Annotated in this window: 17 protein-coding genes and 1 pseudogene; 7 read left to right on the plus strand and 11 right to left on the minus strand. The window is 67.1% G+C overall.

Going from position 1 to position 20,910, the window contains the following annotated elements; translation table 11 throughout:
* Positions 1-60 precede the first annotated feature (60 nt).
* Both G3N94_RS15180 and G3N94_RS15185 read right to left on the minus strand, forming a co-directional pair.
* The gene (locus tag G3N94_RS15180; protein ID WP_205793303.1) at positions 61-957 is read right to left on the minus strand and encodes a DMT family transporter; all 897 of its coding nucleotides are present in this window, start codon (positions 955-957) and stop codon (positions 61-63) included.
* A 185-nt stretch (positions 958-1,142) separates the two neighbouring features.
* A complete protein-coding gene (locus G3N94_RS15185; protein ID WP_205793304.1) occupies positions 1,143-2,597 on the minus strand; it encodes a M20 family metallopeptidase in 1,455 nt (484 codons plus the stop codon).
* Positions 2,598-3,067: 470 nt separating this feature from the next.
* Here G3N94_RS15185 and adiC point away from each other — a divergent pair, with 470 nt between their 5' ends.
* Positions 3,068-4,600, plus strand: coding sequence for an arginine/agmatine antiporter (gene adiC, locus G3N94_RS15190; RefSeq protein WP_205793306.1), 1,533 nt, complete (start codon positions 3,068-3,070; stop codon positions 4,598-4,600).
* A gap of 59 nt (positions 4,601-4,659) precedes the next feature.
* Here adiC and G3N94_RS42365 read toward each other — a convergent pair whose 3' ends face one another.
* Positions 4,660-5,196 carry an RNA-guided endonuclease TnpB family protein gene (locus tag G3N94_RS42365; RefSeq protein WP_346778699.1) on the minus strand — a complete coding sequence of 179 codons (537 nt, stop codon included), beginning with the start codon at positions 5,194-5,196 and terminating at the stop codon, positions 4,660-4,662.
* Between the two features lie 74 nt (positions 5,197-5,270).
* Positions 5,271-5,792: pseudogene (locus G3N94_RS42370) on the minus strand (RNA-guided endonuclease TnpB family protein); the annotation flags it as partial.
* A 140-nt stretch (positions 5,793-5,932) separates the two neighbouring features.
* Here G3N94_RS42370 and G3N94_RS15200 point away from each other — a divergent pair.
* The gene (locus G3N94_RS15200; RefSeq protein WP_205793307.1) at positions 5,933-8,272 is read left to right on the plus strand and encodes an Orn/Lys/Arg decarboxylase N-terminal domain-containing protein; all 2,340 of its coding nucleotides are present in this window, start codon (positions 5,933-5,935) and stop codon (positions 8,270-8,272) included.
* 85 nt (positions 8,273-8,357) lie between these two features.
* On the opposite strand, the gene ftrA is transcribed toward G3N94_RS15200, so the two are convergent.
* Positions 8,358-9,332: a transcriptional regulator FtrA gene (gene ftrA, locus G3N94_RS15205; RefSeq protein WP_205793309.1), complete on the minus strand. Its 975-nt coding sequence runs from the start codon at positions 9,330-9,332 to the stop codon at positions 8,358-8,360.
* A gap of 122 nt (positions 9,333-9,454) precedes the next feature.
* On the opposite strand from ftrA, the gene G3N94_RS15210 reads away from it, so the two are divergent.
* Positions 9,455-9,874 carry a rhodanese-like domain-containing protein gene (locus G3N94_RS15210; RefSeq protein WP_205793310.1) on the plus strand — a complete coding sequence of 140 codons (420 nt, stop codon included), beginning with the start codon at positions 9,455-9,457 and terminating at the stop codon, positions 9,872-9,874.
* 90 nt (positions 9,875-9,964) lie between these two features.
* Positions 9,965-10,291, plus strand: coding sequence for a superinfection immunity protein (locus G3N94_RS15215; RefSeq protein WP_205793311.1), 327 nt, complete (start codon positions 9,965-9,967; stop codon positions 10,289-10,291).
* A gap of 130 nt (positions 10,292-10,421) precedes the next feature.
* On the opposite strand, the gene G3N94_RS15220 is transcribed toward G3N94_RS15215, so the two are convergent.
* From G3N94_RS15220 to G3N94_RS15230, 3 genes are all read right to left on the minus strand, one after another.
* Complete coding sequence (locus tag G3N94_RS15220) at positions 10,422-10,688, minus strand: YodC family protein (protein WP_124599177.1); 267 nt, start codon at positions 10,686-10,688, stop codon at positions 10,422-10,424.
* A 332-nt stretch (positions 10,689-11,020) separates the two neighbouring features.
* Entirely contained in the window at positions 11,021-11,881 is an 861-nt protein-coding gene (locus G3N94_RS15225) for an isocitrate lyase/phosphoenolpyruvate mutase family protein (protein ID WP_205793312.1), read from the minus strand.
* A 112-nt stretch (positions 11,882-11,993) separates the two neighbouring features.
* The gene (locus tag G3N94_RS15230; protein ID WP_205793313.1) at positions 11,994-12,854 is read right to left on the minus strand and encodes a MurR/RpiR family transcriptional regulator; all 861 of its coding nucleotides are present in this window, start codon (positions 12,852-12,854) and stop codon (positions 11,994-11,996) included.
* A 315-nt stretch (positions 12,855-13,169) separates the two neighbouring features.
* On the opposite strand from G3N94_RS15230, the gene G3N94_RS15235 reads away from it, so the two are divergent.
* Both G3N94_RS15235 and G3N94_RS15240 read left to right on the plus strand, forming a co-directional pair.
* Positions 13,170-13,835, plus strand: coding sequence for a response regulator (locus G3N94_RS15235; protein ID WP_205793314.1), 666 nt, complete (start codon positions 13,170-13,172; stop codon positions 13,833-13,835).
* Complete coding sequence (locus tag G3N94_RS15240; protein ID WP_205793315.1) at positions 13,832-15,202, plus strand: ATP-binding protein; 1,371 nt, start codon at positions 13,832-13,834, stop codon at positions 15,200-15,202. The genes G3N94_RS15235 and G3N94_RS15240 overlap by 4 nt, the downstream gene beginning before the upstream one ends.
* A 634-nt stretch (positions 15,203-15,836) precedes the next feature.
* Here the strand turns inward: G3N94_RS15240 and blaPEN-bcc are convergent.
* Positions 15,837-16,739 carry a PEN family class A beta-lactamase, Bcc-type gene (gene blaPEN-bcc, locus G3N94_RS15245; RefSeq protein WP_205793316.1) on the minus strand — a complete coding sequence of 301 codons (903 nt, stop codon included), beginning with the start codon at positions 16,737-16,739 and terminating at the stop codon, positions 15,837-15,839.
* A gap of 115 nt (positions 16,740-16,854) precedes the next feature.
* Here blaPEN-bcc and penR point away from each other — a divergent pair, with 115 nt between their 5' ends.
* Positions 16,855-17,745: a beta-lactamase transcriptional regulator PenR gene (penR, locus tag G3N94_RS15250; protein WP_205793318.1), complete on the plus strand. Its 891-nt coding sequence runs from the start codon at positions 16,855-16,857 to the stop codon at positions 17,743-17,745.
* 531 nt (positions 17,746-18,276) lie between these two features.
* Here penR and G3N94_RS15255 read toward each other — a convergent pair.
* Both G3N94_RS15255 and G3N94_RS15260 read right to left on the minus strand, forming a co-directional pair.
* Positions 18,277-18,528: a hypothetical protein gene (locus G3N94_RS15255; RefSeq protein ID WP_205793319.1), complete on the minus strand. Its 252-nt coding sequence runs from the start codon at positions 18,526-18,528 to the stop codon at positions 18,277-18,279.
* A 117-nt stretch (positions 18,529-18,645) separates the two neighbouring features.
* A complete protein-coding gene (locus G3N94_RS15260; RefSeq protein WP_205793320.1) occupies positions 18,646-20,862 on the minus strand; it encodes an amylo-alpha-1,6-glucosidase in 2,217 nt (738 codons plus the stop codon).
* Between the last annotated feature and the right edge of the window lie 48 nt (positions 20,863-20,910).

Here is a 20,910-nt window from a genome sequence, read left to right on the forward strand (position 1 = left end):
GCAGCCGCGCCACCCGAGCCGCCGGCACCACCGGCACCACCCGAGCGTAAGGCGATCCGCTCATGCGGAGCCCTTGCCGGCCGGTGCCGGCAGCTTCAGCACGCCGCTCGCGAGCATCGTGCCGGCGATCACGACCGTGCAGCCCACCAGCATCGCGGGCGTCACGGTTTCGTCAAGAAACAGCGTGCCCCACAGAATGCCGAAGATCGGCACGAGAAACGTCACGGAAACGGCGCGCGCGGGGCCGGCCGTCGCAATCAGATGGAAGTAGACGATGTACGCGATCCCCGTGCATGCAATGCCGAGCGCGATCACCGCGCCCCACGCGAGCGGCGGCATAGGTGTCGCGGGCCACGTCGCGAACGCGAACGGCAGCAGCACGAGCGCCGCGCCGATCATGCTGCCTGCAGCGATCGCGAGCGAATCGACGCCCGCGAGATGGCGCTTCGTGAAGTTCGCGGCAATCCCGTACAGCAGCGTCGCGGCGAGCACGGCCAGCGGCGCGAGCGCGCCGGCGCCCGGCGCACGCAGTCCCGCGAGATCCTTCCAGACGAGGATCAGCACGCCCGCGAAGCCGATGAACAGCCCCGCGACGCGCGTCGCGCTCAGCCGGTCGCCGGTCCACAGGAACGCGACGAGTGCGGCCCACAACGGCGTCGTCGCGTTGATCACCGACGTGACGCCGGCCGGCAGCGTCAGTTCCGCATACGCGAACAGGCAGAACGGCAGCGCCTGGTTCATCACGCCGACGACGATGAGCGGCGTCAGCTTGCCGGCCATCCGGTGAAAGCCGCGCTTCGCGGCCAGCACGATTGCGAGAAACAGCGCGGCGATGACGACCCGCACGGCCATCAGCGGCACCGGTCCGAACGCGTGCGCGCCGATCCGGATGAACAGGAACGACGCGCCCCACAGCGCGGCGAGGATCAGCAACAGCGAGAAGTTTCTGGCGTTCATGGCGTTTTTCTGGTGGAGAGCACGGTCGATGCTATGGGTGCTCGCGCGCCCGCAGCAAACGAGAATTCATGCTCGAGCGTTAGAAAAACTAAGTGTGATACGCCAGTCGGCGCATGCCGGCTGAGCCTGCACATGTCTGCGCCAGTTCGCTCATCGGCGCGTTTCGTCGCGGCCGGTGTCGGCGCTCAGCGTGCGGAAGCGATCACGTCGGCGACGGCCGCGGTCAGCTTCTTCGCATACGGCACGTGCAGGAACTCGTTCGGCCCGTGCGCGTTCGACTTCGGCCCGAGCACGCCGCACACCATGAACTGCGCGGCCGGGAAGCCTGCCTGCAGCACGTTCATCAGCGGGATCGTGCCGCCAAGGCCCATGTATGCGCAGTCCGCGCCGAAGTGGCGGCGCGACGCGGCGTCGAGCGACGACGCGAGCCACGGCGCGACATCGGGCGCCGCCCAGCCGGTCGCCGCGCCCGCATCGGGCTTGAACGTGACCTTCGCGTTGTACGGCGGATCGACTTCGAGCAGTTCCTTCAGCTGCTGCACGGCCTGTGCGGCATCGACGAGCGGCGGCAGGCGCAGCGACAGCTTGAACGCGGTGCGCGGACGCAGCACGTTGCCGGCGTCCGCGAGCGGCGGCATGCCGGCCGCGCCCGTGACCGACAGCGACGGACGCCACGTCGAGTTCAGCAGCGCCTCGCGCGGGTCGGTCGTGGTCGGCAGCACCGGCTTGCCGTCCGCGCCGCACGCCCACGGCAGCCCCTTCCACACCATGTCGCCGAGAATCGCGGCGGTCGCCTCCGCTTCGCGCAGGCGGCTCGCCGGAATCTCGCAATGGAACGCGCCCGGCAGCAGGTTGCCGTTCTTCGCGTCCTCGAGCCGTTCGAACAGCTGGCGCATCACGCGGAAGCTCGACGGCGCGATGCCGCCGAACACGCCCGAATGCACGCCCTCTTCGAGCACCTCGACCTGCAGGTCGCCGGACACGAGCCCGCGCAGCGACGTCGTCAGCCACATCTGGTCGTAGTTGCCGGCGCCCGAATCGAGGCACACGACGAGCGACACCTGGCCGAGCCGGTCGCGCAGCGCGTCGACGTACGGCAGCAGGTCGTAGCTGCCCGACTCCTCGCAGGTCTCGATCAGGCCGACGCAGCGCGGCCGCTCGATGCCCTGCTCGTCGAGCGCGCCGAGCGCGGCAAGGCTTGCGTAGATCGCATAGCCGTCGTCCGCGCCGCCGCGGCCGTACAGCTTGCCGTTCTCGAGCTTCGGCGTCCACGGGCCGAGATCCGCGCGCCAGCCGTCGAATTCGGGCTGCTTGTCGAGGTGGCCGTACAGCAGGATCGTGTCGGTGCTGCCCGAGCGCGTCGCGGGCGTCTCGAAGAAGATCACCGGCGTGCGGCCCGGCAATCGCACGATCTCGAGCTTCAGGCCCTTGACGGGCTGGCGCTCGGCCCATTGCGCGGCGTCGGTGACGACGCGCTCGAGATAGCCGCGCGCGGCCCAGTCGGGGTCGAACGCGGGGCTCTTCGCGGGAATCGCGATGTAGTCGGTCAGCGCATGGAGGATTTCATCGTTCCACTTGCGCTCGACGAAGGTAACGAGCTTGTCATGGTCGAGGACGGGGGTAGTGTCGACGGAGGTCATGGTGGGTGCCTGGATCGGGCTGACGAAAACCGAGATGATACGCCGATGACACCCCGCCCGCGCCGCTTTCCGCGGCAGCGCCCTTTCGGCGTTCGACAATCATCGACAAATTCGATACCGGATTTCGGACCAACCCCATTTATTAAATGAATTAACCAGTTCGGCAATAATCGGCCATTCATTTCTCACTCACGGAACCGGCCCTCATCACCCGGGGTGTACCAAACCGCAAAACGCTCGCCAGACGGCCGGCCGGCCCGCCGACCCGCACCGCGCCGCCCCCGCCGCTTTATCCATTTCAATGATTTCCATCAACATTCAAATCATTAAATAACGGCGTTTACCCTAATTAAACTGCCTTTGCGAGATAACATGCAGACGTCCAATAAAGCGGCGATCCAGACCGGAATCGTCGTCCGGCGACAGGCCTCGCCACCTCAACCGCATCACGTACTTTCAAGGAGCCTCGCATGTCCGATGCCAGCTCGTCCTCCAAAGCCGCCGCCGCGCCAGCGGCCGCGTCGTCCGCGCCTAAGATCGGCGTGATCCCCGCCACGCTGATGGTCGCCGGCAACATGATGGGTTCCGGCGTCTTCATGCTGCCCGCGAACCTCGCCGCGACCGGCGGCATTGCAATCTTCGGCTGGCTGATCACCGTCGTCGGCGCGGTGTCACTCGCGCTCGTGTTCGCGAAGCTCGCCGCGATCGATCCCGCCGCGGGTGGCCCGTACGCATATGCGCGCAAATCGTTCGGCCCGTACATGGGCTACCAGACCAACCTGATCTACTGGCTCGCGAACGTGCTCGGCAACGTCGGCCTCGCGGTCGCGGGCCTCGGCTACCTGACGCACTTCTTCCCGATGCTGAAGGATCCGCTCGTGTTCGCGCTCGCGCAGATCTTCGTGATCTGGCTGTTCACGTACGCGAACATCCTCGGGCCGAACGTCGTCGGCCGCGTGCAGTCGGTCACGACGATCTTCGCACTGGTGCCGATCCTCGGGATGGCCGTGTTCGGCTGGTTCTGGTTCAGCAAGGACGTCTACTTCGCGGGCTGGAACGTGTCCGGCACGAGCAGCTTCGGCGCGATCGGCGCGACGCTGAACTTCACGCTGTGGGCGTTCATCGGCGTCGAGAGCGCGTCGGTGTCGGCCGGCGTCGTCGAGAACCCGTCGCGCAACGTGCCGATCGCGACCGTGGGCGGCGTCGTGCTCGCGGCGGTCTGCTACGTGCTCAGCTCGACCGCGATCATGGGGATGATCCCGAACAAGGCGCTGCTTGCATCGAGCGCACCGTTCGCGGATGCCGCGCGCCTTGCGCTCGGCAACACCGCCGCGAACGCGGTGGCGATCTGCGCGGCGCTCGGCTGCCTCGGCTCGCTCGCCGGCTGGACGCTGCTCGTCGGCCAGACCGCGAAGGCCGCCGCCGACGACGGCCTGTTCGCCGGCGTGTTCGCGCGTGTCAATTCGAAGAACGTGCCGTCGGCCGGGCTCGCGATCGTCGCGACGATCATGTCCGTGCAGGTGCTCGCGACGATGTCGCCAAGCGCGAGCGAGCAGTTCGGCAAGATCGCGTCGATCGCCGTGATCATGACGCTGCTGCCGTACATCTATTCGTGCATCGCGATCAAGGTGCTCGGCTACGGCAAGATGCCGTCGCACCAGTTCACGTTCTACACGATCGTCGGCCTGATCGGCGCCGTCTACGCGCTGTGGGCGATGGTCGGCTCCGACGGCCAGCAGACGCGCTGGTCGCTGATCTTCGTCGTCGCGACGATCGTGTTCTACGAGCTGTCGATCAACCGCCAGCGCGAAATCGAGGAAACCCACATGCATCCGGGCGGCCGCTCGCCGCGCTGGGTGCGCTATCTCGCGCTCGCCGTCACCATCGCCGCGCTCGTCGCGACGTTCTGGATCTCCGTGGGCCGCCACGACGTCGACATACTCCACGCGCGCTCGCCGGCGGTTACCGCGGGTGTCCAGGCAACCCAGCAACCGGGGGATTGACTGCTCGCCCTCCGAAAGGAGGGCGATTCCCACTTCACCAAATGCCACCCGACATCGCCTCAAAAAGACATGGGTTTTACGCTTTCTCCATGGGCTGACACCGCCAGTCCGGCGGCCAAAACGTTACGCGCGGCGTTGATGTCACGATCGTGGATCGCCTCACATTTCGGACAAGCCCACGTTCGCACCTTCAACGGCATGCTGGCTACGATATGCCCGCAATCGGAACAACGCTTGCTGGATGGATACCAGCGATCAATACCGATCAGCGTGCGACCGTACCACGCAGCCTTGTACGTCAACTGCCGCACGAATTCCGGCCAGCTGGCGTCGCTGATCGATTTCGCAAGCCTTCGGTTCTTCAGCATGTGTTTGACAGCGAGGCTTTCGATGGCGATCACTTGGTTTTCGTTGATCAACCGAGTCGAAAGCTTGTGCAGGAAATCCCTGCGGCTATCTGCTATCCGAGCATGCATGCGTGCGACTTTGAGCCTCGCCTTCCTGCGATTGGCGGAACCGATTTGCTTCCTTGCCAGTCGCCGTTGCAGCTTGGCGAGTTTGGCCTCGTTCCTGCGAAACGCGTTCGGAGCAGCGATCTTCTCACCCGTCGAAAGAACGCAAAATCTGTCAACCCGAGGTCGATGCCTACCTTGCCAATCGACTCCGTCTTTGCGGAAACCACATCATCGCAAAGCATCGACACGTGGTATCGGCCTGCCGCGTCCTTCGACACCGTGACCGACGTCACCCTCGCGCCTTTGGGGATCGTACGCGACCAGCGGACCGAAAGTGGCGCGTCCATCTTCGCTAGCTTCAGCGACGTGCCATCCCATTTGAAGGCGCTCGCGGTGTATGCGGCCGACTGCGTACCGTCCTTTCGCCTGAAATTCGGGTACTTCGCGCGCTTGGCAAAGAAGTTCGCAAACGCCGTCTGCAAGTGGCGCAGCGCCTGCTGGAGAGGAACCGAACTGACCTCGTTCAGCCACGTATGTTCGGGCGATTTCTTCAGCGTGGTCAGTGCGGCGGAGGTTTCGTGATAGCCGACATGCTCTTGACGCTGCTGCCACGCATCGGTGCGAATTCGCAGCATGTGGTTATACACAAAGCGCGCGCATCCAAACGTCCGGGCAAGCATCTCGGCTTGCTCGGGCGTCGGATAGAGCCGGAATCGGTAGGCGCGTTTGATGTTCATGCGTTACACGATGTCACATCCTCGTGTGCTTCTCAAGCTTGGGAAAAGCGGTCATGCAACCGCGCACCCTTCATTCCCCGCCCTACTCCCCGAAGGAAGTCCCTTTGGCTGAAAGGACGAGGATTCTCGGAGAAAACCTGATGACTACTTCCTTGACCCAACAGGCGTTCCGCCGTCTCGGCATGAAGGCGCTGCTCGTGCAGCACGACATCGACGAACGCACCGCGACCGGACGCGCGGCGACGGCGCTCGCCGAGGAACTGCGCGCGCGGCTCGTCGACGTCGTGATCGCGACGTCCGCCGACGACGCGCGCGCGGTCGTCAATGCCGATCCGGCGATCCAGTGCCTGCTGCTGAACTGGGAACTCGCTGGCGACGCGACGCACGCGGCCGCGCAATCGGTGCTCGACGCGATGCGCGCGCGCAATGCGACCGTGCCCGTGTTCCTGCTCGCGAGCCGCGCGAGCGCGGCCGCGGTGCCGGTCGACGCGATGCGCAAGGCCGACGACTTCATCTGGATGCTCGAAGATACGACGGCATTCATCGGCGGCCGGATCGTCGCCGCGATCGAGCGCTACCGCGAAACCGTGCTGCCGCCGATGTTCCGCGCGCTCGCGAAATTCTCGCGCGTCTACGAATATTCGTGGCACACGCCGGGCCACACGGGCGGCACTGCGTTCCTGAAGTCGCCGGTCGGCCGCGCGTATTTCGAGTTCTTCGGCGAGGCGCTGTTCCGCTCCGACCTGTCGATCTCGGTCGGCGAGCTCGGCTCGCTGCTCGACCACTCGGGCCCGATCGGCGAAAGCGAGCGCTATGCGGCACGCGTGTTCGGCGCGCACCGCACGTATCACGTGACGAACGGCTCGTCGATGTCGAACCGCGTGATCCTGATGGCGAGCGTCACGCGCAACCAGGTCGCGCTGTGCGATCGCAACTGCCACAAGTCGGCCGAGCACGCGATGACGATGTCGGGCGCGATCCCGACCTACCTCGTGCCGTCGCGCAACCATTACGGGATCATCGGGCCGATCATGCCCGAGCGCCTGACGGCCGCCGCGGTGCGGCTGTCGATCGAGAACAACCCGCTCGTGAAGGGCCGCGACGGCATCGACCCGACGCCCGTGCATGCGCTGATCACGAACTCGACGTACGACGGCCTCTGCTACAACGTCGCGCGCGTCGAGGAGCTGCTCGGCCAGAGCGTCGACCGGTTGCATTTCGACGAAGCGTGGTACGGCTACGCGCGCTTCAACCCGATCTACCGCGACCGCCACGCGATGCATGGCGACCCGGCGCAGCACGACGCGAGCAAGCCGACCGTGTTCGCGACGCAATCGACGCACAAGCTGCTCGCCGCGCTGTCACAGGCGTCGTTCATCCACATCCGCGACGGCCGTAATCCGATCGAGCATGCGCGCTTCAACGAGGCGTACATGATGCATGCGTCGACGTCGCCGAACTACGCGATCATCGCGTCGAACGACGTGAGTGCCGCGATGATGGACGGCCCCGGCGGCGACGCGCTGACGACCGACGCGATCCGCGAGGCGGTCGCGTTCCGGCAGATGCTCGCCCGCCTGCATAGCGAATGCGACGAGAACAACGACTGGTTCTTCGACGGCTGGCAGCCGGATACCGTAGTCGACCGCAAAACGGGCCGGCGCGTGCGTTTCCATGAAGCGGACGAGACGCTGCTCGTGACCGATCCGTCGTGCTGGGTGCTGCATCCGGGCGACGCGTGGCACGGCTTCGGCGAGATCGAGGACGACTACTGCATGCTCGACCCGATCAAGGTATCGATCGTCACGCCGGGCGTCGCGCCGAACGGCGGGCTGATGCCGGTCGGCATCCCGGCCTCGGTCGTGACCGCCTATCTCGACCGCCACGGGATCGTCGTCGAGAAGACGACCGACTTCACGATCCTGTTCCTGTTCTCGCTCGGCGTGACGAAGGGCAAGTGGGGCACGCTCGTCAACACGCTGCTCGACTTCAAGCGCGACTACGACGCGAATGCGCCGCTCGAACAGGTATTGCCCGATCTCGTCGTATGCTACCGGGACCGCTACGGCAAGCTCGGCCTGCGCGACCTGTGCGACCTGATGTTCAACGCGATGAGCGACCTGAAGACGACCGAGATGATGTCGCGCGGCTTCTCGACGCTGCCGAAGCCCGACTACAGCCCGGCGGAGGCGTACGAGCATCTCGTGCAGAACGACATCGAGATGCTGGAGCTGGCGGAGATGGAAGGCCGCACCGTCGCGACAGGCGTCGTACCGTATCCGCCGGGCATTCCGCTGTTGATGCCGGGCGAGAACGCGGGGCCGTCCGACGGGCCGCTGCTCGGCTACCTGAAGGCGCTCGAGCAGTACGACCTGCGCTTCCCGGGCTTCACGCACGATACGCACGGCGTCGAGGTCGAGGACGGTGTGTACCGGATCGCGTGCATCAAGAAGAAGGCAATCGATACCAACATGCGCTGATTGCGCATGACGTGCGACGCCCCGCGTTCTGGCGACGGGGCGTCGCGATACCGCGGGCTGGCCGGATGCGCGCTCATGCGCCGTATTACGCGCCCCCCGATCTTACGCCACGATCCATCCCCTTCCGGTACGCAGCCGGACTCGTCGCCGCGATGCGCCGGAAATGCCGGCGCAGCGACTCCTCCGATCCGAACCCCGCGCGCGCCGCCACCTGCGCGAGCGGCAGCGACGGATTGGCCTCGAGCATGTCCTTCGCGACGTTCACGCGTTCGCGGATCAGCCACGCAACCGGCGACAGGCCCGTCGCATCGGCGAACTGCCGCTGCAGCGTGCGCGGGCTCATCGCCGCCTGCGCGGCGAGCGATGCGAGCGTGTGCGGTTCCGCCGCGTGCGCACGCATCCAGTCGATCAGCTTCGCGAGCCGGTCGCTGCCGCCCGGTGCGACCGGGCGCGGCACGAACTGCGCCTGCCCGCCGTCGCGATGCGGCGGCAGCACTAGGCGCTGCGCGACGCGGTTCGCGATCGCGCCGCCGTGATCGCGGCGCACGATATGCAGCAGCATGTCGAGCCCGGCCGCCGAGCCGGCCGACGTGATGATCTGCCCCTCGTCGACGTACAGCGCGTCCGGATTCACGCGCAGCGCCGGGTAGCGCGCCTGCAGCTTCTCCGCATAGCGCCAGTGGGTCGTCACCGTCAGGCCGTCGAGCACGCCGGCCGCCGCCAGCACGAACACGCCCGAACAGATCGAGCAGAGCCGCGCGCCGCGACGATGCGCGGCCCGCAGCTTCTTCAGCAACGGCTCGGGCGGCAGTTCGTCCGGATCGCGCCAGCCGGGGATCACGATCGTATCCGCGCGGTCGAGCATCGCGAGCCGGTACGGCGCGGCAACCGTGATGCCGCCCGCCGCGCGCACGGAGCCCGGCTCGCTCGCGCAGACCGCGAAGCGATACCAGTCGACGCCCAGTTCGGGACGGTCGAGCGCGAACAGTTCGACCACGCAGCCGAATTCGAAGGTACACAGCCGATCGTAGGCGAGCGCGACGACGAGATGATCATGCATGGCGCGATGTTACCGGAACTTGTCGATCACGCCACTGCCGCGCGGCGCGGCGAACCGCGATACTGGCCCCATCTTCATCGCGTTTTGCACCGTGCCTTGCACACCATCAGGAGAACCTGCGCATGTCCTACGTCACCGACGTCCCCGCCGCCGACAGCCCCGCCGCCCTCGCGCATTTCGAAGCGTCGCTGCGCTTCGAGACCGACTGCTGGGACGTCCACGACGCGCTCGCGTCGGGCACGCCCGATTTCGTGCTGCTCGACGTCCGCGGGCCCGACCTGTTCGCCGCCGGCCACGTGCCCGGCGCACGCAACCTGCCGCACCGCAAGATCGTCTCGGGCAAGCTCGCCGACTACCCGGCCGACACGCTGTTCGTCGTCTACTGCGCGGGCCCGCACTGCAACGGCGCCGCCCGCGCCGCGATCCGCGTCGCCGGGCTCGGGCGGCCGGTCAAGCTGATGATCGGCGGCGTCACCGGCTGGCGCGACGAGGGTTTCGCATTGAGCAACGATGCGGACGCCGACGCGGCCACGGCGCGCTGATCGTCATCAAAAGCGCAACAATCAATTGTCGGCACGAAAACGCGAAACGCGCGACAATCAGCCGCATTGCAGTCCGGATGGAGCAGCAACATGCAGACCGAAGTCCTGATTCAAGCCGCCGGTTCAGTCGCCGCGATCGCGCTCTACTTCCTGCCGGCCATCATTGCCGACCGGCGACGCCGTCAGGACAAGCTGACGATCGCGCTGTTCAACGCCCTGTTCGCGTGGACGGGCATCGGCTGGCTGATGACGCTGTACTGGGCCTGCCAGCCGAATCCGCAAGCCGACGTTGCGCAGGACATCCTCGCGAAGCGCCGCGGCATCAGCATGCGAACCTTCTCCACCGGTCTCGTCGAACGCGTGCAGCGCCGCGTTGCCGCCCAGGAACAATGGGCGCAGAAGCAAGGCTGCCGCTGATCCCCTTCCCGTTCCTAAACATGTTCCTGATCGCGCCGCCGCGTCGAATTTCGGCATCCTGACGTTGTTCGACGCGCGGCAGCACCCGACTGGCAGCGATGCTGCCCAGATGCAGCCCGGATGCAACCCGTCAAGCCGCCGACCGGAAGCGCTGCGCCAGCATGCGCATGCGTGCACGCCCGGCCGAGATCGCGCGCGGCTCCGGCACGACCGTTTCGTGATGGAACATTTCCTGGCGGAAGTGGCCGCTGTCGTCGAACCATTGGCAGATCAGCCAGTCCGCCTCATCGAAGACGACCGGCCCGGCGTAGGTGACCGTCATGCGCGGCCCGCCGGTTTTCAGCGTGACGACATCGCCGACGCGAAACCGGGTACGGAGCAAATCTCGGATCGTCATGGCTCTCTCAGAACTTTTATATTGATTTTCCCGACATTCCGCGTGCCGGTATTTTTCAGACGGATCGAAGATTATCAATCACAAAATAAACCGGCAACTCCCAAGCGTGGAAAGCTTCTGAAAAAATGCGGGAAACGCCCGCCAGAAAGGCATTCTGTCAGGATTCGTCAAGGGAATTGACATGAAGCCCCAAGAAATCCGGGATAAAAAAACGGGATGCAGTGAATATGTCACGCATCCCGTTAATTCAGTCGTTATTTAATCGAAAGCAACCTGTATTGATTCAGATCAATCGATTATCAGGCTGGAATCGATCCCACACGCATTCCGCGTCAATTACCGAACGACACGGGCGGATTGTTCTCCGCAGCGAACCATTGGTCGAGCAGGCGCCCCGGCACCGCCGCTTCCGCGAACGAGAACGTGCCGTCGCGCGCCATTTCCGTCGCGCCGCGCAGGAACGCACCGAGCGCGGCCCTCGCCAGCGCGGCGCCGACGCTCGCGCGCTTCACGCCGAGCGCCGCGAGCGCGTCGAGGCTGAGCGTCCCGCCCTGCATCCCCATCAGCACGTTGACCGGCGCGTCGACCGCGCGCGTGACCGCCTCGATCTCGCGGGGATCGGTCAGGCCCGGCGCGTACAGCACGTCGGCGCCCGCGGCGCGATACGCGACGAGGCGCGCGATCGTGTCGTCGAGATCGCGGCGGCCGTGCAGATAGTTTTCGCAACGCGCGGTCAGCGTGAACGGGAACCGCAGCGCGCGCGCCGCGTCGACGGCTGCCGCCACGCGGTCGACCGCCGCATCGTGCGAATAGATCGGCGCGTCGGGCCGCCCCGTCGCGTCCTCGATCGAGCCGCCGACCGCGCCGGCCTCGGCCGCGAGCCGGATCGTTTCGGCGACCGTCTCAGGCGCATCGCCGAAACCGTTCTCGAGATCGGCGCTCACCGGCAGGCCGCCCGCCGCGACGAGATCGGCAATGTGCTCGAGCATCGTGTCGCGGTCGATCGCGTTGTCCGGGCGGCCGCGCGAATACGCGAATCCGGCGCTCGTCGTCGCCAGCGCGCGGAAGCCGGCCATCGCGAGCAGCCGCGCGGAACCCGCGTCCCACGGGTTGGGCAGGATGAATGCGCCCGGTTGCGTATGTAGTTCGCGGAACGCGTGTGCGTGGCTGGCCTGAAGGTCGGAATGGGTCATTTATTGGCTCCGTCGGAATGGGAAGCCCAAGCATACGCGGATGCGGCGCAACGACGTTTCAGTGTGTGCCGAAATATCGATGCACCGCGTCGCACTCGACCAGCCGGCCTCGTCAAACCACGTAAGCGCCTTTCGCGTGCAGCTCGGCTTCCGCGCGTTCGAGCGCGGTGATCGCCTCGCTGCCTTCGAGTGCGAGCAGCTGCGCGACGAGCGCCTCGGCGAGCGCATGCGCGGCCACGAGCGACGGGAAGAACGACGGACTGTCGTGCGTGAAGATCAGTTGCGCATCGGCGTGCAGCGCGATCGGCGACACCGCGCTGTCGGTGATCGCGACGATCCGGCTGCCCTGCGCCTTCGCGGCCTGCGCGACGCGCGTCGCCTCGGCCGAATACGGTGCGAAGCTGACGATCACGGTCGCGCTGTGCTTCGCGATCGTGCGCAGCTCCATTTCGAGCGATCCGGCGACGCCCGTCAGCAGCGACACGGTCGGCCGGAACAGCCGGTAGCCGTACACGAGCCCGAACGCGACCGGATAGCACGAGCGGAACCCCGCGACGTGCACGTGCGACGCCTTGCGGATCAGTTTCGCGGCTTCGGCAAGCGCCTGCGCATTGTGCGCGGCGGTCGCGGCAAGATTGTGCTGCTGCGCGGCGAGCAGGTCGTGCGCGAGCGTCGCCTTCGCATCGGGTCGCACGAGCGAGCGCGCGCGTTGCGTGAGCGGCTCGGGGCGCGTGCGAACGCGCGCGACGCACAGGTCGCGCAGTTCGTTCCAGCCGGGAAAACCCAGCAACTGCGCGAGCCGCACGAGCGATGCGGGCTGGACCTGCGCGCGCTGTGCGACCTTGCGCATCGACGACACCGCGACTTCGTCGGGATGATCGAGCAGGAACGCCGCGCCCGCCTGGAATTGCGGGCTCAGCTCGGAAAATTGCGTCCGGATCCGGGACGCGAGTTCGTCGAAATTGGCAGCCATCTTGGTGGGAACGGGAACCGGTCGCTCATGGTATCACCGGCCCCGCGCGCGCCGATCAGCGCACCACGTCGATGCGGGCCTGGCCCGCGCCGGAATTTGTGCAGCAGACTATTGCACAATTGCCCTGGCCCCAAATCGTGACCTTGCTCGACAAAGTCAAGGACCCTGCCGCCCGCGCCGGCAGCGCCGTCTTGGGCCCGGACCTGCCGGAAGCCGAATGACGGCACGCCACGCTTAAGCTCCCGCTAAGACACACGCGCTTATCATAGGTGGACCGGGCGCCCGAACGGCGCCTCCACGGAGAAACACGAACACATGCGCGTACTGCTCGTCGAGGACGATCCGCTGATCGGCAGCGGACTCGAACAGGGTCTGAAACAGGAAGGCTTCGCGGTCGACTGGGTCACGGATGGCGACGCCGCGTCGCTCGCGCTACGCACGGCGACCGGCTACGGCCTGCTGCTGCTCGATCTCGGGCTGCCGAACCGCGACGGGCTGTCGGTGCTCGCCGCGCTGCGCCGCCGCGACGAGAACCTGCCGGCGATCGTGATCACCGCGCGCGACGGCCTGTCCGACCGTATCGCCGGCCTCGACAGCGGCGCGGACGACTATCTCGTGAAGCCGTTCGCGCTCGAGGAACTGCTCGCCCGCATCCGCGCGGTCAACCGCCGCCATGCGGGCCGCGCGCAGACGACGCTCGCGATCGGCCCGCTGCGGCTCGACCCCGTCAAGCATCAGGTCTGGCTCAACGACGACGAAGTGCCGCTGTCGCCGAAGGAGTTCGTGCTGCTGCACGAACTGATGCGCGAGCCGGGCGCGGTGATCTCCCGCGAGCAGTTCGAGGAACGCCTGTACAGCTGGGGTGAGGAAGTCGAGAGCAACGCGGTACAGGTGCATATCCACAACCTGCGCAAGAAGCTCGGCCACGACATGATCCGCACGGTGCGCGGCGTCGGCTACCGGATCGGTGACGGCGCATGACGGGCCTGCAGCGCGCGGTCTCGCGCTGGCGCGGCGTGTCGCTGCGGCGCCGGCTGCTGCTGTGGCTGATGCCGGCCGCGTGCGTGATCGGGCTGCTCGCGAGCGCGGGCACCTACTGGGGCGCGCTGCGCGAACTCGACGATCTGCTCGACGACCAGATGCGCAGCATGTCGAAGCAGATCGTCGTCGGCCCGAACGGCGAGCTGTCGTTCAAGAGCCATGCGGCGGGCGAGCATGACTTCAAGGTCGACGATCCCGATGCAGTGCTGCTGCAGGTCTGGCGCAAAGGCAAGCTCGTCTACTCGACCGACCGCGATTCGGCGCTGCCGCCTCCGGCGCAGGCCGGCATCGCGAGCGTCGACGTCGACGGCACGCCGTGGCGCACCTATGTGACCCACAGCGGCGGCACGACGATCCGTCTCGCGCAGGCGCGCCGCGCGCGCTGGAAAGCGATCGCCGGCATCGCCGTGCATCTGTTGTGGCCGGTGTTCTCGATGCTGCCCGTGCTCGCGATCGGCCTGTGGTTCGGGATCGGCGCGGGGCTGCGGCCGCTCGCCGCGATCGCTGCTGGCCTGAAGCGTCGCAATGCGAACAATCTCGAACCGGTCGACGTCGCGTCGATACCGAACGAGGTGCAGCCGCTCGCCGAAGCAATCAACGACCTGCTCGCGCGGCTCGACCGCTCGTTCACGCTGCAGCGGCACTTCATCGCCGATGCCGCGCATGAACTGCGCACGCCGATCATGGGCCTGTCGATCCAGTCGCAGTTGCTGCGGCGCGCGGCGACGCCCGACGAACGCGAGCGCATCCTCGCGCAGATCCACGCGGGCACGACGCGGCTCGGCCACCTCGCCGAGCAGCTGCTGACGCTCGCGCGCCTCGAACCCGACGCGCAGACTGCCGCGCTCGCGCCGGTCGATCTCGCCGCGCTGTGCCGCTCGGTGGTCGCGGACCGTGCGCGCGTCGCCGACGCGCATCGCGTCGATCTCGGCGCGATCGTCACGACGCCTGTCAACGTGGCCGGCAACGCCGACACGCTGCGCGTGCTGCTGAACAATCTCGTCGACAATGCGATCCGCTACGCGGGCGACGGCGCGCGCGTCGACGTGAGCGCGCGCGTCGAAGGCGGGACTGCGGTGCTCGAGGTCGCGGACACCGGCCCCGGCATTCCGGAAGCGGAACGCGTGAACGTGTGGGAACGGTTCTACCGTGGTGCCGGTGCGCAAACGGCGACGTCGTCGGGCAGCGGGCTCGGCCTGTCGATCGTCAAGCGGATCGCCGAACAGCATCGCGCGACGGTGACGCTCGGCACGACCGCGGGCGGCCACGGCCTCACGGTGACGCTGCGCTTCGATGCAGCGGCGTGAGTTCGGCGCGGTCAGGCATTTGTCCACAGAATTTGTTGGCAAGCTTGTGGATATCCTGAGCATCATCGCGCCAAGTCCTTGATCCAATGAGCTTTGGCACGCGTGATGCAGTCGCCGCGCGAGATTCCGCTCGCCACTTACCCACAGATTTTGTTGGCAAGCTTGTGGACAGCCTGCGCATAGCGCCACCAAGCATTTGATCGCAAAGGCTTTCCTCGTGCCTTCACAAATGAGTCAAACGGCGAATGGATCAGCCCGATCCACGCGCGCATCTGTCGAAACTTGTCCACAGTTTTTGTTGGCAAGCATGTGGATAGCCTGCGCATACCGCGACCAAGCACTTGATCGGAAAGACTTTCTTTGCGTCGTCGCGAATGAGGCATGCAGCGTGCCGATCGGGTGTCGCCTGCCGCCGATTCACGTCGCGCGTAGCGTGCTCAGGAAACCGCCCGCCCCTTTTCCACAGATTTTGTTGGCAAGCATGTGGATATCCTGAGCATGCACGACGTAAGTGGTTGATCGCACAACGTTTCGTCGCGCGCATCAGGTTTGCGGCACGGCGTTGCCCGATGCGGCTCCCGCAATGTGCCCCGCCGCCCCATCAACCCGCTACGCACGCCGCGTGATGCATCGCTCAACCAAGCGCCGCGATCGCGATGCGGGTCGCCGACGCGATCACGTCGTCCTTTGTCTTCGCGTCGGCCTGCGCCTGCGTGTAGTACACCGTCAGCACGACCGCGCCACCTGCGGGCGACCACAGCACGCCGGTGTCGTTGGTCGTCCCGTAGTCGCCGGTCCCGGTCTTGTCGCCGACCTGCCATCCTGCCGGCACGCCCGCGCGGATCCGCTTGTCCCCGGTCCGGTTGCCGCGCAGCCATTCGGCGAGTTGCGCACGCTGCGACGCGGGCAACGCGTCGCCGAGCGCGAGCACGCGCAGGCTCGCCGACATCGCGGCCGGCGTCGTCGTGTCGCGCGGGTCGCCGGGCAGCGCCGTGTTGAGCTCGGTTTCCCAACGATCGAGGCGGAACGTATCGTCGCCGATCGAGCGCGCGAACGCGGTCAGCGTGGGCGGCCCGCCGATCAGCTTCAGCAGCAGGTTCGCGGCCGAGTTGTCGCTGTACTGGACCGCGGCCGCGCACAGCTCCGCAACCGTCATCCCGGCGCCGACGTGCCGCTCCGTCACCGGCGAATAGCGGACGAGGTCGGCCTGCCGGTACGCGACGCGCTGCTGCAGCAGCGCCGGACGCTCGACGCTCTGCGCGAGCACCGCCGCGCTCAGCATCGCCTTGAACGTACTGCAGAACGGGAAGCGCTCGTCGGCACGATGCTGCACGCGCCGGTCGGTCGCGGTGTCGATCGCGCACACGCCGAGGCGCCCGCCCACGGCGCGCTCCAGCGCCGCGAACGACGTAGCGGACGTCGCGGACGCACCCGACGCCGCGCCCGCCTGCGGCGACGCGCACGCGCTCATGGTCAGGACCAGCGGCGCGGTCGCGGCGGCCAACAGCAGGGTTCGACGTTGCGATGAGTAAGTCATGTCGTTTGTCTCGTGGTGGAATGGTGGTCCGATACCGGCCCGGCGACACGCACTATCCTGAGTTTACGGTTGCCTGACAAGCAACGATAATTGAGCGCTGACGAAAGAATTTCTTATGACTAAGCTCCGCCCCCACCTTCCGCTCAATGCACTGCGCGCGTTCGAATCGTCCGCGCGCCACCTGAACTTCACGCGCGCGGGCCTCGAGCTCAGCGTGACCCAGGCCGCGGTCAGCCAGCAGGTCCGGATGCTCGAGGAGCGGCTCGGTTGCCTGCTGTTCACGCGCTTGCCGCGCGGGCTCGGGCTCACCGACGAGGGCCGCGCGCTGCTGCCGGTGCTGAGCGACGCGTTCAGCCGGATCGAGACGGTGCTCAAGCAGTTCGACGGCGGGCGCTTCCACGAGGTGCTGACACTCGGCGTCGTCGGCACGTTTGCCCTAGGCTGGCTAATGCCACGCCTGAAGCGCTTCGGCGATACCCATCCGTTCGTCGAGCTGCGGCTGCGCACCCACAACAACGTCGTCGACCTCGCCGCCGAAGGGCTCGATTTCGCGATCCGCTTCGGCGTTGGCAATTGGCCGGCAACCCGCAACGAGCGGCTGCTCGACGCGCCGCTCACCGCGCTGTGCGCGCCGGAGATCGGCAGGCGCGTCGCGCGGCCGGAGGATCTCGCGAACGAAACGCTGCTGCGCTCGTACCGCACCGACGAGTGGCTCGGCTGGTTCGCCGCCGCGCAGCTCGAACCGTGGACGGTCAACGGGCCCGTGTTCGACTCGTCGCGGCTGATGGTCGAGGCGGCGATGCAGGGCGCCGGCATCGCGCTCGCGCCGGCGTGCATGTTCGCGCGCGAACTGCAGCTCGGCCAGCTCGTGCGGCCAATCGACATCGACGTGCAGGCGGGCGGCTACTGGCTCACGTCGCTGAAGTCGAAACCCGTCGCCCCGGCGATGACGCTGTTCCGCGACTGGATCGTCAGCGAAGCGGCCGACGCGGCTCTGCATGCGTGAAACGGCTGCCAGCCGACGCCGGCGGCTTGTCCACAGTTTTTGTTGGCAAGGATGTGGATATCCTGGGTACCCGGCACCTAACTCATTGATCGCGCATGATTTCCCGCTGCGATGCAGGCATCGGGCAGGCCGGCCAAAAATCGTGTCCGATCGGTGCACCGCGACAGGGCATTGCCAACCGTGACGACGTAATAGCGCGCCCCTTTTCCACAGATTTTGTTGGCAAGCCTGTGGATATCCTGCCTACGCATCGCGTAACACGTTGATACGACAGAAGATTCGATGCATGGACGCGGGCGTGGCAGATGCTAGGCACGCACGCAGCGATCGTCGCGCGCGGAAGCCGCGCGGCGTGTTCTCCACAGAATGTGTTGGCAAGCTTGTGGATATCCTGCGCATGCACCGTGTAACTCATTGAGCGCACGGCATTTTGCGGCGGGCGCGCGCAAATGGGCAGCAGAAGCGGGCAGCAGAAGCGCGGGAAGCAAAAACGAAAATCGCGGCGGAGCGGGCGCCCCGCCGCGTGCGGACTCAGTGCTTGTCGAGCCCGCTGCGCAGATCGCGCGCCTTGTCGCGCAGCGCCTCGTAGCCGGAGCGCGCATGCTCGGGCAGGTCGGGGTCGCCGATCAGCGCGCCGAGCGTTTCGATCAGGCTGAACAGAATGCCTTTCGCCGCCCCGACCGCGATGCTCTGCGATTCGATCGACTCGTGCAGGTGATTGACCGCCGCTTCGAGATGCTCGAGCTTCTGCTCGCCGTCGTCGGGCCGCTTGTCGGTCGTCATCGTGTGCCTCCGGAAAGATGGGTAGCGGGTTCTGTCACGATTCTAAGCCGCGGCGCGCGAACGTGGCACGACTTCGCGCAACGTTCGCGCAGGCGGCGCAGGCGGCACGTGTGGCCGCTACAGCACCGCGACGACCTTCACGCGCCCCGGCTCCGCGGCCGCGACCACTTGCCCGTCGACGCGCCGGAACGTCAGCGACACGCTGTCGTCGCCGACCGGCAGCCCGTCGATCCGCAGCCAGTCGACGCCTTCCGGCAGCGTCGGGCGCTCGACGCGCACTTCGTGACGCGCCGCGTCGACGCTCACGCCGAGGCACGCCTGCAGCATCATGAACGGCGCGCCCGCGGCCCACGCCTGCGGCAGGCACGCGACCGGATACGCGGTCGGCGGCTCGCCGCGCCGCCGCGGGAACCCGCAGAACAGTTCCGGCAGCCGCATCTCGAAGCTCACCGCCGCCTCGAACAGCGCGCGCAGCAGGTTCAGCGCGGCGGCCTTGTCGCCATAGCGCGCGAGCCCGCGCGCGGCGAGCGCATTGTCGTGCGGCCACACCGAGCCGTTGTGATACGCCATCGGGTTGAAGCGCGGCTGGCCGGCCGCGAGCGTGCGCACGCCCCAGCCGGTCTGGAACAGCGTCGAGCCGAGCACGTCCGCGACCGCCGCGCCGCGCGCGGGCTCCGGCAGCCCGAACGCAAGCAGATGGCCCGCGTTCGACGCAAGCACGCGGCACAGCTCGCCGTGACCGTCGAGCGCAATCCCGTAGAAGTTCGATTCCGGCATCCAGAACAGCGCTTCGACCTGCTCGCGCAACTGCTTCGCGCGCAGCGCATAGCGCGTCGCGTCAGCCGCGTGGCCGCGCCGCCGCGAGCATTCCGCCATCGCGTCGAAGGCCGCGCACGCATACGCCTGCACCTCGATGAGCGCGATCGGCCCGTCCGGAAAACGGCCGTCCGCATGGAATACCGAATCGTGGCTGTCCTTCCAGCCCTGGTTCGCCAGGCCGCGTTCGGATGTGCGCTGGTAATCGAGCAGTCCGTACGGATTGCGGTCGCACTTGTCGCTCACCCACTGGATCGCGCGCTCGAGCGCAGGCCACAGCTCGTCGATCAGCGCATCGTCGCCCGTATGCTCGACGTACGCGCCGGCGAGCACGACGAACAGCGGCGTCGTGTCCACGCCGCCGTAGTACAGCGCGAACGGCACCTCGCCCGTCGCGGCCATCTCGCTTTTGCGGAACTCGTGCATGATCTTGCCGGGCTCCGCGTCGCGGAACGCGGACGTCTCCCGCGCCTGGTGCGTGGCCAGAAAGCGCAGCACGCCACGCGCGAGCGACGGTTGCAGCCACAGCATCTGCATCGACGTGATCACCGCGTCGCGGCCGAACGGGGTCGAGAACCACGGGATGCCCGCATACGGGTATGGCCCCGTGTCGAGATTCGTCGTCAGCAGGCCAAGATCGGCCAGCGAGCGGTCGAGCCATTCATTGAACAGCGGGTTGCCGGTGCGCACGCGGGCCATCGTCTCGCGCCGCGCGCGCATCGTGCGGTGTACGGCGACGAGCGCGGCGCGCAATGCGTTGCGGCCGCATGCGGGCGCGTCGCCTTGCGACGGCCCGACCGTCGCCTCGACGGTCACGTAGATCGACACGCATGCCTGCGCGGCGATCGTCAGCTTATAGTCGGCGCGATCGACCGACAGCGCGTCGGGTTCCGGCGAAAACTGCACGGACACCGTACGCTCGACGCGGTCGAGGCCGTCGTAGCGCAGCCGCACCGCGCTCGCGTCGAGACTCGGCGGCGCGAGCACGCCGCGCTGCGCGCGGTGCGTGCCGCGCACCTCGAACATGTCCTTGAAATCCGTGGAGAACGACAGCGACAGCGGCACCTCGGCTTCGCTCGCGCCGTAGTTCGTCAGCGTCAGCGCCTCGTACAGCACGTTGTTCGCAAGCACGCGCGTGCGCTCGATGTGGATCACGCCTTCGGGCGTCTCGTGGCCGCCGAGCGGCGGCAGTGGCCGATTGGTCAGGTGCGCGGTGAACGACGCGTTGTCGGCGCTCGTCGCGCCCGACAGCAGCGACGGCGCGCGGCCGCCGAACGTCAGCCGCCATTGCGACATCACGCGCATGTCGTCGACGAAGAAACCGTCGTCGTGTCCGCCGAAGTCGCCGAGCGCGTTACAGACGACGAACGCGTCGCCGGCCTTCAGCACGTACTGGCTGCCGCGCTCGGGTTTCCGGGTATCGGCTTCGGGGGCGATGAACGGCGCGCCGGCTGCCGTCGCGGGATGCGGCGCCGCTTGCGGCGCGCGCGGAGAAGACTCGTCTGCTGGCTTGTGCATCGATGCTCCTGGGTCGGGCGCGACGCGCGGTGCACGTCGCGTATTCCG

Source organism: Burkholderia sp. Ac-20353 (genome assembly GCF_017104785.1).
In the GTDB taxonomy this organism is placed as follows: Bacteria; Pseudomonadota; Gammaproteobacteria; order Burkholderiales; family Burkholderiaceae; genus Burkholderia.

Coding starts and splice junctions, on each gene's coding strand:
- G3N94_RS15180 (WP_205793303.1), bottom strand. CDS start 957: ATGAACGCCAGAAACTTCTCGCTGTTGCTGATCCTCGCCGCGCTGTGG.
- G3N94_RS15185 (WP_205793304.1), bottom strand. CDS start 2,597: ATGACCTCCGTCGACACTACCCCCGTCCTCGACCATGACAAGCTCGTT.
- adiC (WP_205793306.1), top strand. CDS start 3,068: ATGTCCGATGCCAGCTCGTCCTCCAAAGCCGCCGCCGCGCCAGCGGCC.
- G3N94_RS15200 (WP_205793307.1), top strand. CDS start 5,933: ATGACTACTTCCTTGACCCAACAGGCGTTCCGCCGTCTCGGCATGAAG.
- ftrA (WP_205793309.1), bottom strand. CDS start 9,332: ATGCATGATCATCTCGTCGTCGCGCTCGCCTACGATCGGCTGTGTACC.
- G3N94_RS15210 (WP_205793310.1), top strand. CDS start 9,455: ATGTCCTACGTCACCGACGTCCCCGCCGCCGACAGCCCCGCCGCCCTC.
- G3N94_RS15215 (WP_205793311.1), top strand. CDS start 9,965: ATGCAGACCGAAGTCCTGATTCAAGCCGCCGGTTCAGTCGCCGCGATC.
- G3N94_RS15220 (WP_124599177.1), bottom strand. CDS start 10,688: ATGACGATCCGAGATTTGCTCCGTACCCGGTTTCGCGTCGGCGATGTC.
- G3N94_RS15225 (WP_205793312.1), bottom strand. CDS start 11,881: ATGACCCATTCCGACCTTCAGGCCAGCCACGCACACGCGTTCCGCGAA.
- G3N94_RS15230 (WP_205793313.1), bottom strand. CDS start 12,854: ATGGCTGCCAATTTCGACGAACTCGCGTCCCGGATCCGGACGCAATTT.
- G3N94_RS15235 (WP_205793314.1), top strand. CDS start 13,170: ATGCGCGTACTGCTCGTCGAGGACGATCCGCTGATCGGCAGCGGACTC.
- G3N94_RS15240 (WP_205793315.1), top strand. CDS start 13,832: ATGACGGGCCTGCAGCGCGCGGTCTCGCGCTGGCGCGGCGTGTCGCTG.
- blaPEN-bcc (WP_205793316.1), bottom strand. CDS start 16,739: ATGACTTACTCATCGCAACGTCGAACCCTGCTGTTGGCCGCCGCGACC.
- penR (WP_205793318.1), top strand. CDS start 16,855: ATGACTAAGCTCCGCCCCCACCTTCCGCTCAATGCACTGCGCGCGTTC.
- G3N94_RS15255 (WP_205793319.1), bottom strand. CDS start 18,528: ATGACGACCGACAAGCGGCCCGACGACGGCGAGCAGAAGCTCGAGCAT.
- G3N94_RS15260 (WP_205793320.1), bottom strand. CDS start 20,862: ATGCACAAGCCAGCAGACGAGTCTTCTCCGCGCGCGCCGCAAGCGGCG.